This is a genomic window from Amycolatopsis sp. NPDC089917, from assembly GCF_040684635.1.
Taxonomy (GTDB): Bacteria; Actinomycetota; Actinomycetes; order Mycobacteriales; family Pseudonocardiaceae; genus Amycolatopsis.
Map to the genome: position 1 here is coordinate 1 of NZ_JBFBGL010000111.1, position 14,455 is coordinate 14,455.

Genomic DNA, 14,455 nt, shown 5'->3' on the forward strand with positions numbered 1-14,455 from the left:
GCACGACGAACATCCCAAACCGGCTCCGGCGGTCGTCAGCACGCTCAGCGTGAAGGCGCAGGGTTCGGCGGAACGGCGGAGTGGTGCGGCTCGGCGTGGTGTTCACTGGGGCAATGGCCGTACACACGCATGACGACATCGACTGGGCTGACAGGCTTCGATCGCTTCGCATGGCCGAAGCTCTCGACGCCGAGCCGATGCGGGCTGCTGCCCGCCGGCTGCTGGAGGGTATGCCGGACAGGCCGACCATCGTCGACGTCGGCTGCGGAGCGGGCGGTATGAGCGTGCTGTTCGCCGAGGAGCTCGCCTCCGTCGGCGCCAGGATCGTGCTCGTCGACGCGACCGAGCATCTGCTGGCCGAAGCGCACCGTGTCGTCGCCGCGGCCGCGGGGGATAACGCCACCGTCGAGACGATCCACGCCGACGTCGCCGACGACGATTTGCCTGCCCAACTTCCTCCCGCCGACCTGGTCTGGGCTTCGCGCGTGGTCCATCACCTGCCCGATCAGCAGGCGGCGATCGACACCCTCGCCCGGCTCGCCCGCCCCGGCGGACTGGCCGCCATCTCCGAGGGCGGCCTCGACTTCAACTGTCTCCCCTGGGACCTCGGCATCGGCCGGCCCGGGTTGGAAGAGCGCCTGCTCGCCGCCCGAGGCGAGTGGTTCGCCGAGATGCGGTCGGGCATCCCCGGTTCCGTCTCCATGCCCTACGGCTGGAACATCGCACTTCAGCGGGCCGGCCTGACCGACGTCGATTCCTTCGGGGTGCTCATCCACCATCCGGCGCCCGGGCCGGACCTGCTGCGCGAGTTCATCATCGAGCGGGTGACCTGGCTGGCCGAGGTGGCCGGCGACCTCCTGAGCAGCGACGACCACGAGACCACCGCCGCCTTGGTGGATCCGGCGAGCACAGCCTTCCTCGGCTCACGTCAGGATCTTTTCCTGCAAGGAGCCAAGACGATCCACTGTGGACGCCGATCGTGAGCGACCCGGTCGGCTGCTCGTTGTGCGGCCGGATCCGAGGCGTCGACGAGGAGCCCGCGCAGACGCTCGCCTGGGTGTCCACCCGCGAGAAGAACGCCGTGCGCTGGATATGTCCCGCCTGCGCTCGCCGTCACACTCGCGACATCGAAGGAAAGCTGCCGGACGAGTACTGGTGAGCTCTTCAGGCCGCGTCGATCCGGCCGATCGTGCGAACCTTCGGACGCGGTGTGCGTGCCGCTTCGCCGAACGCCCTGACGAGCTCGGCCGCGACCTCCAACGGAACCTTCTTCAGCTGGTCGATGGTGCAGCGGACCAGCACCGTGCCGGTCGCGGTCAGCGCCAGCGGATGGAAATCCGCGGCGCCCCGTTTCGGCGCACGGAACTGCCACGCCAGGCCGATGTCGTCCCACCAGGCGTCGGCAGAGCCGATGGGACGCCCTCGCCGGTCGCAGATCGTCGTGTTCCATGACGGCGCGGGCAGCGGACAGCCGATGAGGACCTTCTTCGCCAGCCCGTGCGCGTAGGTCTCTTCGGGATCGACGCGTCGCAGAGCCGCGCGGACCGCGGCCGACCCGCGCCGGTTCCCGGAGTCGAGCTCTTCCCCGAGCTCGTCGAGCGTGCACAGCCCCCAGTACAGCGGCAGTGAGATCAGCTCGTCGATCCGTGCGGGATCGAGCTCCAGCCTGGCGAGATCGAGGGCCGCCCGGGCCGGTGGGGCGAAGGGGATGCCGTCGATCAAGGTCGGCGGCGGCATCCGCGTGGTTCTTCGGGGCAGCATGCCGGGCTCCGCCGGGAGTCGGCGATAGTCGGGCACGAGGAGATGGACCTCCCGCGTCACCGGGCAGTCGACACCTCGGGCGCGGAGCGCGTCCGCGCCTGTCACCACCACGTCCGGCCCGAACCGCGCGACGGCGGCATGTAGCAGCTGAAGCCGGGTGGGCGCGGAGTCGCGCAACAGGATCACACCCGGCATCAGCCTTCGCCAAGGACCGCCCGGACCACAGAGCTTCGCGGCGTAACGCGCGGTGACACCCGCCTTGCGCAGCTCGCGGTTGGTGACGATCCCGGATTCGCTGGTGTTACTGAGCGCCATGAGTCGGGCGCTTCGTGTAGTGGCCATGAATCGAGGATGGCCGCTGGGCCGTCCGGGTGGAACCGCTTCCGCGAAGTTGTGGACAACTCGCCCGGGCGGCCCCGATTTCAGCCCAGCCGCAGTATTCCCTGTGGATAACTTCTCAGGCCGCGAAGCCCGGCTGCCACCGTTCGACGATCGCGCGGGCGGGGATCTCCGCGTCGAGCTGGCAGAGGATTCCGGTCGATCCGGCGGTCACCCGGTGGATCATCAGGTACTCGGGCGGCAGGTTGAGCGACCGGCCGATCCGGAAATCCCGGCCGCGGGTGTCGCCGACCCGGCCGGCCTGCCGCTGCATCCAGCGTCGGGTGAAGTGGAACGTGTCGCCCGCCAGCGGTTCGGTGAACGGCGCCAGGTAGGCGAGCACGTCATCGGCCTGCAGGTCCGCGTCGGGCCTGATGAACCCGGACTCCCTGAGCAGCCGCATGAGCTTCGAGGACTCGCCGTCGAGCGCCAGCCTCGTCATCTCGCCGAGGTGCTGCGGAATCCCTTCGGGCAGCCGAGACACCCCGCCGAAGTCGATCACGCACAGCCTGCCGTCGGCGGTCAGCATGAAGTTGCCGGGATGCGGGTCCGAATGCAAGAGCCGGGCCCGCTCTGGCGACGAGTAGTGGAACTCCGTGAGCAGGCGACCGGCGCGATCCCGGGCCTCCTTGTCACCACCGGCGATGATCTTCGACAGCGGCATGCCGGTCGCCCACTCCGTGACGACGACCTTCGGCGCGCTTGCGACCACACGGGGGATCAGGAACCCGGGGACGTCCTCGAACGCCTTCACGAAATCGCGCTGGTTCTGGGCTTCCGCCTGGTAGTCGAGCTCTTCGTTCATCCGTTCGGCGAGTTCCGCCAGGAGAGGCTTCACCTCGGTCCCCGGCACGAAGGCCTGGAACAACCTGCTGAAACGCTGGAGCTGGCGAAGATCGCTCCGCAACGCGTCGTCGGCTCCGGGGTACTGCACCTTGACGGCGACTTCGCGGCCGTCATGCCAGGTCGCGCGGTGGACCTGGCCGATGCTCGCGGACGCGGCCGGCTCGTCGTCGAAGTCCGCGAACCGCTGCTTCCAGGTGCGTCCCAGCTGCTCGGCGAGGACTCGGTGGGTCTGCCGGGTGGGCATGGGCGGCGCCGCGGCCTGAAGCTTCGTCAGGGCCTCGCGATAGGGCTTCGCCATCTCGTCGGGCACCGCGGCTTCGAAGACGCTCAGCGCCTGGCCGAACTTCATCGCGCCGCCCTTGAGCGTGCCGAGGACCTCGAAGAGCTGCTCCGCGGCCTTGGCGGACAGTGTCGCGCTGACCTCTTCGGCGCTCTGCCCGGTCAGCCGCCTGCCCCAGCCGCCGACCGCGCGGCCCGCTATGCCGAGCGGAATACTGGCCAGCTTCGCCGTGCGCGCGGCCCCGTTGCGGGGGATGGCGGATTCTCGGTCCTCGGCGTTGCGGGAGTCGGTCACCTTCGCGATTCTGCCTTGATTCACTCCGCTCGCGCAGCCTGTTGAGGGCGTGCGTGTGGGCTACGTCGCTCGTCGTATCACCGCGCGCCGCATCCGCATCCGCTGTGCGGCGGCCAGTCACGGTGACGGATCGCGCCGTCGAAGAAGTCGATCTCCAGCGTGGCGTTCCACGCGGGCGGCGCCTGGTCGCTGGGTGAGAGCAGCCGGAGCGCCTGTGCGGCGGCCAGCGCGGCGCACGCTTGCACGGCACCCAGGTCCGGTCGTTGGACGCGGCCCGCGAGCTGGCTCGCCACCCGTGGCCAGGACTCGTCGCGGCCGGCGCGGTGCAGGTCCGCGCAGCGCAGGCAGCTGCTGCGGCCGGGCACCACGAGGGGCCCGACGATGCCGATCCCGTCCCGCACACGCACCGGCAGGTGGTCGATCCCGTCCCGGACGAGCTCCTCGACCACTTCGGGAGCGGGCACCACGGCGTCGGTGAGCAGCACGAGCTCCGGCCTGCGGTCCGAGTAAAGCCTGGTGGTCGACGTGTCCGCCCCGACGCGGTGCACCACCTGCGCCATCGCCTCCCGGCGGGGCATGCCGATTTCCGCCTCGGTGTAGCCCGAACCCAGATCGCTTTCGAGCACCGTGCCCGAGGCCCGGATGTCGATGTGCCCGACTCCGCCGTTGGCCAGCAGGACGGCGATGGCCACGGCCAGTCTGCCGTCGCCGTGGATCGCCACCGCGGTGCGCCTGCGCCGCGCGGTCATGGCCGCGTGGTGATGGCGTGCGCGCAGCGACCAGAGACCTGTCTCAGGCTTCGCCACGGGATGCGGCTCAGGCTGCCCCGCGTCGGTCACGAGGCCCCGGGCCGCCAGGTCCGTCATCAGGTCCCGCAGCTGTTCGTCGTGTTCGCTCTGCGCGAGCACGATGTCGTCGGCGGCTCGTTTCCCGTCCAGTCCGCGGAGTGCTTCGGCCACCTCGGTGGCGACTCCGGCGATCACCACGGCGTGGGCGGGGTCGAGGCCGATCTGGATCTCGCCGTTTCCGCGTTCCAGCACATCCAGACCGGGAAGCAGGGCGGGGAAGGCGGGCAGGATGATCGATCTCAGGTCGGGTTCGCGCGGGTTCATGATCGCAGGATCGCACTGGCGCGCTGTCCGCATGCCCAGAAAAACGCGAGTTATCCACAGGTTGACCCGGTTGTGGACAACTCGAGGCTGTGACCTTTCGGCCCTCGGAGTTGTCGGTGACTGGCCTTACCGTGGTCGAGTGGTCGAAGCACGGACGCCCTCATTGAGGGGCCGGGACACGACGAATCCGTCGGACACTCCCGAACACAAGGTCGAGGTACGGCGTAGCCAACGCCGCCACCGGACCGTCACCGCGTACTGGGACGAGGACACCCTCGTCGTGCTGATCCCTGCCCGGATGACCCGGGCCGAAGAGAAGCACTGGGTAGCCGAGATGCAGCGCAAGCTGCTGCGCAAAGGGCCGCGGCAGGCCGCGCCGCCGAAGGCCTCGGACGAGGCACTTCTGGCGCGCTGCGCCGTGCTCTCGGCGAAGTATCTGGACGGAAAGGCGATACCCGCGAGTGTTCGCTGGGTACCGCCGATGCGGACGAGGTGGGCGTCCTGCACGCCGGTCGACGCGACGATCAGGGTGAGTGATCGTCTGCGCCGGGTGCCGGCTTGGGTGCTGGACTACGTCCTCGTGCACGAACTCGCGCATTTGAAGGAACCAGGGCACAACGCGGCGTTCTGGGAGCTCGTTCGCCGTTATCCCAAGACCGAGCGCGCCATCGGCTACCTGGAGGGCCTGTCCTCCGCCGCCGGATGGGGCATCGCGGCGGAGGACTGACGTGCCTCAGCTCTTGTCTTCGTCGTCCTTGGGCTTGTTCTTCTCGCGCTCGGTGCGTTCGATCTCGGCGATCGGGTCGATGCCCTCGAGGGTCGACTCGCCGTCGCCGAGACGTTCGGCGAAGTCGAGCGGCTCGTCGAGGTCCTCGGCGGTCGGCATCAGGTCGGGGTGGGACCAGAGGCCGTCCCGCTTCTCGATGCCGTGCTGGTCGCCGACCAGCTTCCACAACGCGGAAGCCGCCCGCATCCGCCTGGGCCGGAGCTCGAGTCCGACCAAGGTGGCGAAGGTCTGCTCGGCCGGGCCGCCTGTGGCCCGGCGGCGGCGCAGCGTCTCCCGGAGCGCGTCCGCGCCCGGGAGGCGGTCGCCGATGGCCTCGGCGACCACGACGTCGACCCAGCCTTCGACCAGCGCGAGCAGGGTCTCCAGGCGGTTCAGCGCCGCCTTCTGCTCGGGTGAGGTCTGCGGCTCGAGCAGGCCGGAGGACATGGCCTCTTCGATGCTGGCCGGGTTCGACGGGTCGATCTGGCCAGCGAGCTGTTCCAGCGCCGAGGTGTCGACGGAGATACCGCTCGCGAACTCCTCGACGGTGGCCAGCAGTCGCTGCCGCAGCCAGGGAACGTGCGCGAACAGCCGCTGGTGGGCGGCCTCGCGCGCGGCGATGAAGACCAATACCTCGCTGGTCGGCAGCTCCAGGCCCTCGGTGAACTTCTCGATGTTCGCCGGTAAGAGCGCGGAGGTGGCCGCGGGGCCGAGCGGCAGGCCCACCTCGGTGGAGGTGAGCACTTCGGAGGCCAACTGAGCCAGGGCGTTGCCGAGCTGGGAGCCGAAGGCCATCCCGCCCATCTGCCCCATCATCGACAGCAACGGGCCGGCGGCCTGTTTGGCCTCGTCGGGCAGGGCCTGGACCCAAGCGCCCGAGACCTGCTGGGCGACGGGGTCGCAGAGACGCTGCCAGGTGGGCAGGGTCTTCTCGACCCAAGTGCGCGCGGACCAGGCGACGGTCGTGGTGGCCCCGGCGGGCAGGATCGTCGCGGCGTCGAGCCACAGCTCGGCCAGGTGGGCGGCGTCACGGACGGCTGTGCCCGAGTCGCCGCCGCTGGACGACGAAAAGCCGAGCTTGACGTCGCCGCTTCCGCTGCTGCTGAGATTCTGCAGCGCGATCTGTTTGGCCAGGTCGTAGTTGACCGGCCCGGTCGAGCTGCCGGCCTGACTGAGCATCTGGCCCAGCTGGCTGAGCATCTGACCGAGCTGGTTGAAGGCCTCGGCGCCGGAGGGCTGGCCGCCGGAATCCGACGGCTCGTTCTCGCCTCGTTTGTCGGGATCGGGCGGTCCGAAGCCGAACGGGGGTTTGCTCATGGCACCACCGTACGCGGGTCCTGGGACACACAGCTCGTCAACTGGAGTGATGAGCGTGGCCTTCACCGAGAAGCGAACACCGTCACCGTACGCTGTCATGCGTGACAGAGCCCTCGGAGCAGACCACAGCAACGCGGACCCGTGCGGGCTCCGCGAGTGACCAGGACCGCTCCGAGCGGCGGCTGACCCGGCGCGGCTGGACGTTGCTGGTCAGCGGCGCGCTGTTCGTCGCCTTCGCGCTGGTCGGGTTCTTCATCCCGGTGCCGTATGTGGCGATCAGCCCCGGCCCGACCTACGACACGCTCGGCAAGGACGCCGCCGGGCAGTCGGTGATCCAGGTCAACGGGCACGAGGTCTTCCAGACCTCCGGCGAGCTGCGGATGACGACGGTCTCCCTGCGCGATGGCGGCATCACCCTGTTCAACGCGCTCGGGCTCTGGGCGAGCGGCCGGTACGCGCTGGCGCCACGCGAGGAGTACTTCAAACCGGGCGAGACCAACGAACAGGTCCGCCAGGAGAACATCCAGCAGCTGCAGGACTCGCAGACCGCCGCCCAGGTCGCCGCGCTGCGCCGCAAGTTCCCGGTGAAGGTGCTCGCGAAGACGATCGTCTCCGGCAGCCCGGCGGACAAGGTGCTCGCCCCTGGTGATCGGCTTCTGGTGGTCAACGGCCAGACGGTCAAGGAAGCGACCGACGTGCGGGCCGCGCTGAACGGGACCAAGCCCGGACAGACCGTCCAGATCACCTTCAAATCCGACGGTCAGGCCGAACGCACCGTGCCGCTCACGCTCGCGCAGCGGCCCGACGGCCCGGAAGGTTTCATGGGCCTGACCGCGGTGGACCGTGCCGATGTCCCCTTCGACGTGAAGATCTCGCTGCAGGACGTCGGCGGTCCGTCGGCGGGGCTGATGTTCGCGCTCGCGATCGTGGACAAGATGGAGCCCGGCGACCTCGCCGGCGGCAGGCACATCGCCGGGACGGGCGAGATCTCGGAGAAGGGCGTCGTCGGCGCGATCGGCGGCATCTCGTTCAAGGTGGTCGGCGCTCGCGAGGCCGGTGCCACCGACTTCCTCGTGCCCGCGCACAACTGCGCCGAGGCGAAGACCGCCGCACCCGATGGCCTGAATCTGATCAAGGTGTCCACACTGGACGAGGCGATCACGCAGCTCGACAACCTCAAGGCGGGAAGGCCCACCGCCTCCTGCTGACCACGGGGGAGCAAGGGACCTTTGCTATCGCCCGGCATGCGTCCAGGGCCGGCGATAGCAAAGGTCCCTTGCTCTCTTTTCGCAGGTCAGGGGAGCAGGGTTGCCTTCAGGGCTTCGAGCAGGTTCGGAGCCAGCTCCGGGTTCTCGATGATCTCGTCGACGGGGACGTCACCGGGTTCTTCGGGCTTCCCAGCGCCGCGAAGCCGCATGACGCACGCTCCGGCGCCATCTCGCAGTACAGCGGCCACGAGCCGCGCTTCGGTCCGGCGCGGGTGGTCGGCGGCTGCCTGACGCAGGCGCTCGGCATCGGTCTCGGGCACGACCGGAAGCTCGGCTTCGGCATCCGGCGGCAGCACGATGATCTCCTGCGCGAGCGCGCAGCCCAGCACCAGGTCGGGCCACGCGATCTGTGCCAGCGCCTCACCCAGATCGCCGTCCGGGAGCGACTCCTGGGCGACCGGGGTCAGCGGGGCCGACGGGTCGAGTTGCCCGGCTAGTTCGGGCTGTTCGTCCAGCAGTGCCGCAGTCGAGACCAGCGCGAACAACTGTGGCGGCTGATCCCATCCTCCGGAGGCGACGAACTCCTCGACTTCGCGGGCCAGGCCGGCCACGCCCTGCTGCTCACTCGGTGCCATTGGCATATCGTTCCAGGCGGTCGGGCCAGCGGCCTTCCGAGTCCGGTTTGGGCGGGTTCCGGGAACTTCCGACGGCATCCGTAGAGTTAGAGCATCAGGGGCCGCACGCGGTACGCGCGCCCCTGCGAAAAGTTCACCAAACCAGGAGCGTGTGCAGTGGCCACTCGGCCCCCCGTGAGCCTGCCGAAGCTGTCCCGGCGCAGCCGGATACTGCTCATCATCGCCGCCGTAGTCATTCTGGCCCTCCTGCTGGGCGCGAGACTGCTGGACACCTACGTCGACTGGTTGTGGTTCGGCGAGGTCGGCGCCCGCACGGTGTTCAGCACGGTGCTGATCACCCGCATCGTCTTGTTCTTCGCCGTAGGGCTCTTGGTGGGCGGCTCGCTCGCGGTCAGTCTGATGATCGCGTACCGGTCCCGGCCCGTCTTCGTGCCGGTTTCCGGTAACGACGACCCGCTCGCGCGCTATCGGTCCGCGATCGTCGGCCGGATCCGCCTGTTCGGCATCGGCATCCCGGTGCTCACCGGGCTCATCGCCGGCGCCTCCGCGCAGAGCGACTGGCAGGTCGTGCAGCTGTTCCTCAACGGCACACCGTTCGGCCAGACCGATCCCGAGTTCGGCAACGACGTCGGTTTCTACGCGTTCGACCTGCCGTTCTACAACTGGCTCCTGGGCTGGCTGTTCATCTCGGTCGTCATCGCGTTCTTCGGCGCGCTGATCGCGCATTACGTCTTCGGCGGCATCCGGCTCGCGGGCAAGGGCGGCCAGCTCGCCGGCCCGACCCGCGCCCAGCTCGCCATCACCATCGGCATCTTCGTGCTGCTGAAGGCGGTCGAGTACTTCTTCGACCGCTACAACCTGCTGCTCTCGGATCGAGGAGCGCCGCTGTTCGTCGGTGCGACCTACACCGACCTGAACGCGGTCCTGCCCGCGAAGCTCATTCTTCTGTGCATCTCGGTGATCTGTGCCGTCGCGTTCTTCGCCGGAGCGTTCCTGCGCAACCTGCAGCTGCCGGCGATCGCGCTGGTGCTGCTGATCCTGTCGAACGTGCTCGTCGGCGTCGCGTGGCCCGCGGTGCTCGACCAGTTCTCCGTGAAGCCCAACGCCAACGAGAAAGAGTCGGCGTCGATCCAGCGCAACATGGACGCGACGCGTCAGGCGTTCGGCCTGACTAACGTCGAGTACAAGGACTACACCGGCAAGTCCGAGGCGACCTCCGCGGAGATCAAGGCGGACAAGGGGACCGTCCCGAACATCCGGCTCCTCGACCCGAACATCCTCAGCGACACTTTCACCCAGCGCGTCGGTCGTGAGAACTTCTACGGCTTCCCGTCCAAGCTGGACATCGACCGCTACACCCTCAACGGTGTCACGCAGGACTACATCGTCGCGGCCAAGGAGATCAAGACCGAAGGCCTCACCGGCAACCAGACGAACTGGATCAACAAGCACCTCGTCTACACCCACGGAAACGGTTTCGTCGCCGCGCCCGCCAACACGATCGACCGTGCGCTGAAGGACGCCAACTCCGACGGCGGCTACCCGATCGCCACCACCAGCGACACCCAGAATCCGGCGGGTGCCGGGTCGTCCGACCCGAACAAGCCGGGCATCAAGGTGGACGAGCCCCGCATCTACTACGGCGAGCTCTCGACCGACGCCGCGTACGCGATCGTCGGCGGCAAGGCGGGGCAGGCGCCCGGCGAGTACGACACCGCCGTCGACCGCGGCTACATCTACAAGGGCTCCGGCGGCGTGCCGATCGACAACTGGTTCAACCGGCTCGTCTTCGCCGCGGAGTACGGCGAGCGGAACATCCTCTTCTCCGACGCCATCGGCGACGGATCCAAGATCATGTTCAACCGTGAGCCGCGTGAACGAGTCGCGAAGGCCGCCCCATGGCTGACCCTCGACGGTGACCCGTACCCGGCGGTCGTCAACGGCAAGATCATCTGGATCGTCGACGGCTACACGACGATGAACAACTTCCCGTACGCCCAGCAGACCCAGCTCAGCCAGGCGACCAACGACTCGCTCAGCGGCACCACCCGCCAGGCGAACTCCTCGATCAACTACATCCGCAACTCGGTCAAGGCCACCGTCGACGCGTTCGACGGCTCCGTGACCCTGTACGGGGTCGAGGACAACGAGCCGGTGCTGAACGCCTGGAAGAAGGTCTTCCCGGGCCTGGTCAAGCCGAGCAGCGAGATCTCGCCGGACCTGCGGTCGCACTTCCGCTACCCCGAAGACCTCTTCAAGGTGCAGCGGGAACTCCTGTCGAAGTACCACGTGAACAACCCCGCCGAGTTCTACGCTCAGCAGGCGTTCTGGAGCGTCCCGCAGGATCCGACGCAGGAAGGCGGAATCAACGCGTCCGCCTCCGGCATCGCCAACCAGCCCGGCTACTACGTCCTGGCCACCGCGCCGGGAGACACCAAGTCGCGGTTCCAGCTCACCAGCTCACTGACCGGTCTCCAACGGCAGTACCTCGCGGCATGGATGTCGGTGTCTTCCGATCCCGAAGACTACGGACGAATGCAGGTCCTGAGACTGCCCACAGGAGCGAGTGGCGCGACCCAGGTGGACGGACCCGTCCAGGTCCAGAACAGATTCCAAAGTGACCCGCGGGTCGCGCAGGACCGGACACTGTTCAACAACCCGAACGTCACAGTCACCTACGGAAACCTGATCACTCTGCCCGTCGCGAACGGTTTCCTCTACGTGGAACCGGTCTACATCCGGCAACGGAACCAGCTGAGTTATCCGCAGCTGGCCCGGGTCCTGGTCTCTTACGGCACGAAGATCGGCTTCGCGCCGACGCTGAACGAAGCACTCGACCAGGTCTTCGGCGCGGGCACCGGATCCGGGGTCACGCCGCCTCAGACCGGCGGTACCCCAGGACCCACGACACCGCCGCCGGGCACGACAACACCGCCGCCCGCCAGCGGCAACCCGGCGCTCGAGAAGGCAGCGGGCGACATGCACGACGCCTGGACCAAGTACAAGGCCGCCCAGCAGACCGGCAACTACGCGGACCAAGGTGCGGCCCTCGCCGCGCTCGACGCCGCGTACCGGGCCTACGAGGCAGCCAAGGCCAGCCCGCCGGCGACCAGCGCGCCGCCCACCAGCAAGCCCGGAGGGTGACGTCGCTTACCTAAAGGCCCCCTGCTTTGCGCCTGCTCGAAACGCAGGCGTAAAGTAGGGGACACAACGCGGGGTGGAGCAGCTCGGTAGCTCGCTGGGCTCATAACCCAGAGGTCGCAGGTTCAAATCCTGTCCCCGCTACAGAGGTGGGAGGCCCGGTCTGCGGATTTCGCAGACCGGGCCTCCTTCGTTTTGTCCCCGGAGGTCGAACCCCCGGACCCCCGCCAGGGAGGGCTCCGCCCCCTGGCCCCCCGAAGCGTTCGGTAGCGCAGCGTACGAGTGCGGGATGGGGAGCAAGGGACCTTTGGTATCGCCGGGGGAGCGGGGGACCTTTGCTATCGCGTGGGGGTGGGGGCGACCCAGGCGGCGTAGCCGTCGGGGCGGTAGAGGACGGCGTCCGTGGAGGGCCACGGCAGGGCTGTGACGAGCTGGGTCTTCAGGCGTGGCGAGCGGGCGTGGGCCCGGGCGGCGTCGACGTGGGTCAGGCTGGTCGTCAGCAGCACGAACTCGCCGTTGCGAAAGAGCGTGCTGGGGCGCAGAGGACCGGCTTCGGTCGCGATGTCCTGGTCGGCCAGTCGCGCGCCGAGCGCCGGGTGCGAAGTCCCGTAGGTCGTGTAGCGGATCCCGAGACCGGAGACCATGCCTGATAGGTGCCGGTTCACCTCGGGCAGCGCGACCAGGTCGGCGAAGAAGTCGCGAAGCGCGCGAGACTCGTGAGACCGCGGAGCCAGCCCCAGCTGAGCCGCGACGTTGTGCAGCACCTGAGCGCCGACAGGGTGCCGCTCGGCCTCATAGGTGTCCAGAAGGTCGTCACCGGCCCAGCCGCGCACGTTCGCGGCGAGCTTCCAGCCCAGGTTCATGGCGTCCTGCACGCCCAGGTTCAGACCCTGGCCACCCGCCGGGAAATGGATGTGCGCCGCGTCGCCCGCCAGCAGCACCCGCCCGACGCGGTAGTGCTCCGCCTGTCGCGCCGCGTCGGAAAACTGCGACGCCCAGCGGATTTCCGACACCGTCGCCGTCTCACCGTACGAATCGAGCAGGGCATGCCGGACCTCGTCATGCGAGACAGCGGACCGGATGTCCGCGGGCCGCGAGGCCCTGTCGCCGTACACGAAGCGGTAGAGACCCGGTTCTCCCAACGGAATCAGGCCCTTGAACGTGGTCGCGCCGGTCGGCTCGCCGACGTTCCGCATCGTTCGCCACTGTTTTTGCGCACCGTCAGGGATTTTGTCGAACAGGACGTCCGCGACCACGCCGAAGCCTTCACCGTCCACGCCGGGAAAGTCCACGTTGAGTCCTTTGCGTACAACACTTCGAGAACCGTCGCAGCCTACGAGGAACTTCGCGCGCAGCCGGGTTTCGCCACCGTCTGTTCGGTACCGGACAGAGACAGAGTCTTTGTCCTGAACGAAATCGATTACTTCGGCTCCCCGCACGACCTTCGTTCCTTGTGCGGCAAGCCGTTCCTCCAGGTACTCCTCGACCTGCGCCTGGGGAATCCCCAACTGGAAAGGAAAACGAGTGTCCCAACCGTGGTAGTCCACGGGGATCATCGCGAAATGTCCATCCTGCACCGTCGTGAACGAACGCTCCTCGGCGCCGCCCAGAAGTCCGCGCAGCTCCAGCATTTCCGCGGTCCGCGGTTGCAGGTTCAGCGCTTTCGACAGTCCTGTGCGCTCGGGAAGCCGTTCCAGCACCACGACATCGACGCCGGCGAGCGCGAGTTCGAGGGCCAGCATCAGCCCGGTCGGCCCCGCCCCTGCCACGACCACGTCCGTCCCCAGGTTGTCCATACCACTCCTTAACAACGTTAAATTGACCTGTGCCCAGCCTGCCCTTAACATCGTTAAATTGTCAAGACGGTATCGCTGGAAAGAAGGTGGAAAGTGGGTCTGACCAGGCAGGACATCGTCCGCGCCGGGCTGCGTCTGCTCAACGACGTCGGGCTCAACGGGCTGACGCTCCGCCTGATCGCGCAGGAGCTCGACGTCAAAGCGCCGGCGCTCTACTGGCACGTGAAGAACAAACAAGAGCTGCTCGACGAGATGGCGACGCAGATGTACGCCGACGCGATGCCGGGCCGGGTGCCGGAAGGTCTGGGGGAGCGGGAAAGTCTCGAAGTGGCGTCGCGGGGCCTGCGCCGGATGATGCTCGCTTACCGTGACGGGGCAAAGGTCTTCTCCGGCACCTTCATGACGGACGACAGTCTGCTCGGTGACAATCCGTTTCAGGGCCGCGTCGACGCGGGGCTCGAACAGTACCTGGCTGGACGAGCGTTGTTCACCGTCTACAGCTACGTCGTCGGCTTCACCATCGAAGAACAGGCCGTTTATCCGGTTCCGGGCGAACGGGACCCGCGTTACGACGTCACGCCCACGGCGTGGGTCTTCGACGAGGATGTCGAGGGCAGGTTCAGCGACGGGCTGACCATGGTGCTCACCGGCGTCTTCGCTTGGCTGGATGACAAAGTCGCGCCATAAAGGCAGGTCAGGGGCACTTCGGGAAGTTAAGGGCCCCCGCCTGAAACCCGGTTTCGCCCCCGTGTAATCTACTAAACACAACGACGCGGGGTGGAGCAGCTCGGTAGCTCGCTGGGCTCATAACCCAGAGGTCGCAGGTTCAAATCCTGTCCCCGCTACAGAGAAAAAGAAGCGGGGGTGTTTGGAATAAAGACAAAAGCAGGTGAAAATATTATAATGTAGTGGGTTTGGTGG

General features: G+C 67.8%; 12 protein-coding genes and 2 tRNA genes. 8 read left to right on the forward strand and 6 right to left on the reverse strand.

The window, feature by feature from the left end; translation table 11 throughout:
- The first annotated feature begins 113 nt into the window (after nt 1-113).
- Together AB0N89_RS39730 and AB0N89_RS39735 are read left to right on the forward strand one after the other, a co-directional pair.
- Complete coding sequence (locus tag AB0N89_RS39730) at nt 114-983, forward strand: methyltransferase (protein WP_364216487.1); 870 nt, start codon at nt 114-116, stop codon at nt 981-983.
- On the forward strand, nt 980-1,159 hold the full coding sequence (locus AB0N89_RS39735; protein ID WP_364216490.1) for a hypothetical protein: 180 nt from the start codon (nt 980-982) through the stop codon (nt 1,157-1,159). The genes AB0N89_RS39730 and AB0N89_RS39735 overlap by 4 nt, the downstream gene beginning before the upstream one ends.
- Nucleotides 1,160-1,164: 5 nt before the next feature.
- Here the strand turns inward: AB0N89_RS39735 and AB0N89_RS39740 are convergent, their stop codons facing one another.
- From AB0N89_RS39740 to AB0N89_RS39750, 3 genes are all read right to left on the reverse strand, one after another.
- The gene (locus tag AB0N89_RS39740) at nt 1,165-2,076 is read right to left on the reverse strand and encodes a hypothetical protein (RefSeq protein ID WP_364216493.1); all 912 of its coding nucleotides are present in this window, start codon (nt 2,074-2,076) and stop codon (nt 1,165-1,167) included.
- A 142-nt stretch (nt 2,077-2,218) separates the two neighbouring features.
- Nucleotides 2,219-3,559 carry an AarF/ABC1/UbiB kinase family protein gene (locus AB0N89_RS39745; RefSeq protein WP_364216496.1) on the reverse strand — a complete coding sequence of 447 codons (1,341 nt, stop codon included), beginning with the start codon at nt 3,557-3,559 and terminating at the stop codon, nt 2,219-2,221.
- Between the two features lie 77 nt (nt 3,560-3,636).
- Nucleotides 3,637-4,671: a hypothetical protein gene (locus AB0N89_RS39750; RefSeq protein ID WP_364216499.1), complete on the reverse strand. Its 1,035-nt coding sequence runs from the start codon at nt 4,669-4,671 to the stop codon at nt 3,637-3,639.
- A gap of 163 nt (nt 4,672-4,834) precedes the next feature.
- On the opposite strand from AB0N89_RS39750, the gene AB0N89_RS39755 reads away from it, so the two are divergent.
- Nucleotides 4,835-5,398 carry a M48 family metallopeptidase gene (locus AB0N89_RS39755; protein WP_007033866.1) on the forward strand — a complete coding sequence of 188 codons (564 nt, stop codon included), beginning with the start codon at nt 4,835-4,837 and terminating at the stop codon, nt 5,396-5,398.
- 6 nt (nt 5,399-5,404) lie between these two features.
- On the opposite strand, the gene AB0N89_RS39760 is transcribed toward AB0N89_RS39755, so the two are convergent.
- Entirely contained in the window at nt 5,405-6,754 is a 1,350-nt protein-coding gene (locus AB0N89_RS39760) for a zinc-dependent metalloprotease (protein WP_364216502.1), read from the reverse strand.
- A 101-nt stretch (nt 6,755-6,855) separates the two neighbouring features.
- Between AB0N89_RS39760 and AB0N89_RS39765 the strand changes: the two genes are divergently transcribed.
- Nucleotides 6,856-7,962 (forward strand): PDZ domain-containing protein, encoded by a 1,107-nt coding sequence (locus AB0N89_RS39765; RefSeq protein ID WP_364216505.1) that lies wholly within the window; start codon nt 6,856-6,858, stop codon nt 7,960-7,962.
- A gap of 86 nt (nt 7,963-8,048) precedes the next feature.
- Here the strand turns inward: AB0N89_RS39765 and AB0N89_RS39770 are convergent, their stop codons facing one another.
- Complete coding sequence (locus tag AB0N89_RS39770; RefSeq protein WP_364216508.1) at nt 8,049-8,597, reverse strand: PPA1309 family protein; 549 nt, start codon at nt 8,595-8,597, stop codon at nt 8,049-8,051.
- Between the two features lie 156 nt (nt 8,598-8,753).
- Here AB0N89_RS39770 and AB0N89_RS39775 point away from each other — a divergent pair, with 156 nt between their 5' ends.
- Together AB0N89_RS39775 and AB0N89_RS39780 are read left to right on the forward strand one after the other, a co-directional pair.
- Complete coding sequence (locus AB0N89_RS39775; RefSeq protein ID WP_364216511.1) at nt 8,754-11,741, forward strand: UPF0182 family protein; 2,988 nt, start codon at nt 8,754-8,756, stop codon at nt 11,739-11,741.
- A gap of 67 nt (nt 11,742-11,808) precedes the next feature.
- Nucleotides 11,809-11,882 (forward strand) — tRNA-Met (locus AB0N89_RS39780).
- Nucleotides 11,883-12,076: 194 nt separating this feature from the next.
- Here the strand turns inward: AB0N89_RS39780 and AB0N89_RS39785 are convergent.
- The gene (locus tag AB0N89_RS39785) at nt 12,077-13,534 is read right to left on the reverse strand and encodes an FAD-dependent monooxygenase (RefSeq protein ID WP_364216517.1); all 1,458 of its coding nucleotides are present in this window, start codon (nt 13,532-13,534) and stop codon (nt 12,077-12,079) included.
- Nucleotides 13,535-13,627: 93 nt separating this feature from the next.
- Between AB0N89_RS39785 and AB0N89_RS39790 the strand changes: the two genes are divergently transcribed.
- Together AB0N89_RS39790 and AB0N89_RS39795 are read left to right on the forward strand one after the other, a co-directional pair.
- Nucleotides 13,628-14,221: a TetR/AcrR family transcriptional regulator C-terminal domain-containing protein gene (locus tag AB0N89_RS39790; protein ID WP_364216514.1), complete on the forward strand. Its 594-nt coding sequence runs from the start codon at nt 13,628-13,630 to the stop codon at nt 14,219-14,221.
- Between the two features lie 84 nt (nt 14,222-14,305).
- Nucleotides 14,306-14,379, forward strand: a tRNA-Met gene (locus AB0N89_RS39795).
- The last annotated feature ends 76 nt before the right edge of the window (nt 14,380-14,455 follow it).

Coding starts and splice junctions, on each gene's coding strand:
- AB0N89_RS39730 (WP_364216487.1), top strand. CDS start 114: ATGGCCGTACACACGCATGACGACATCGACTGGGCTGACAGGCTTCGA.
- AB0N89_RS39740 (WP_364216493.1), bottom strand. CDS start 2,076: ATGGCGCTCAGTAACACCAGCGAATCCGGGATCGTCACCAACCGCGAG.
- AB0N89_RS39750 (WP_364216499.1), bottom strand. CDS start 4,671: ATGAACCCGCGCGAACCCGACCTGAGATCGATCATCCTGCCCGCCTTC.
- AB0N89_RS39760 (WP_364216502.1), bottom strand. CDS start 6,754: ATGAGCAAACCCCCGTTCGGCTTCGGACCGCCCGATCCCGACAAACGA.
- AB0N89_RS39770 (WP_364216508.1), bottom strand. CDS start 8,597: ATGGCACCGAGTGAGCAGCAGGGCGTGGCCGGCCTGGCCCGCGAAGTC.
- AB0N89_RS39785 (WP_364216517.1), bottom strand. CDS start 13,534: ATGGACAACCTGGGGACGGACGTGGTCGTGGCAGGGGCGGGGCCGACC.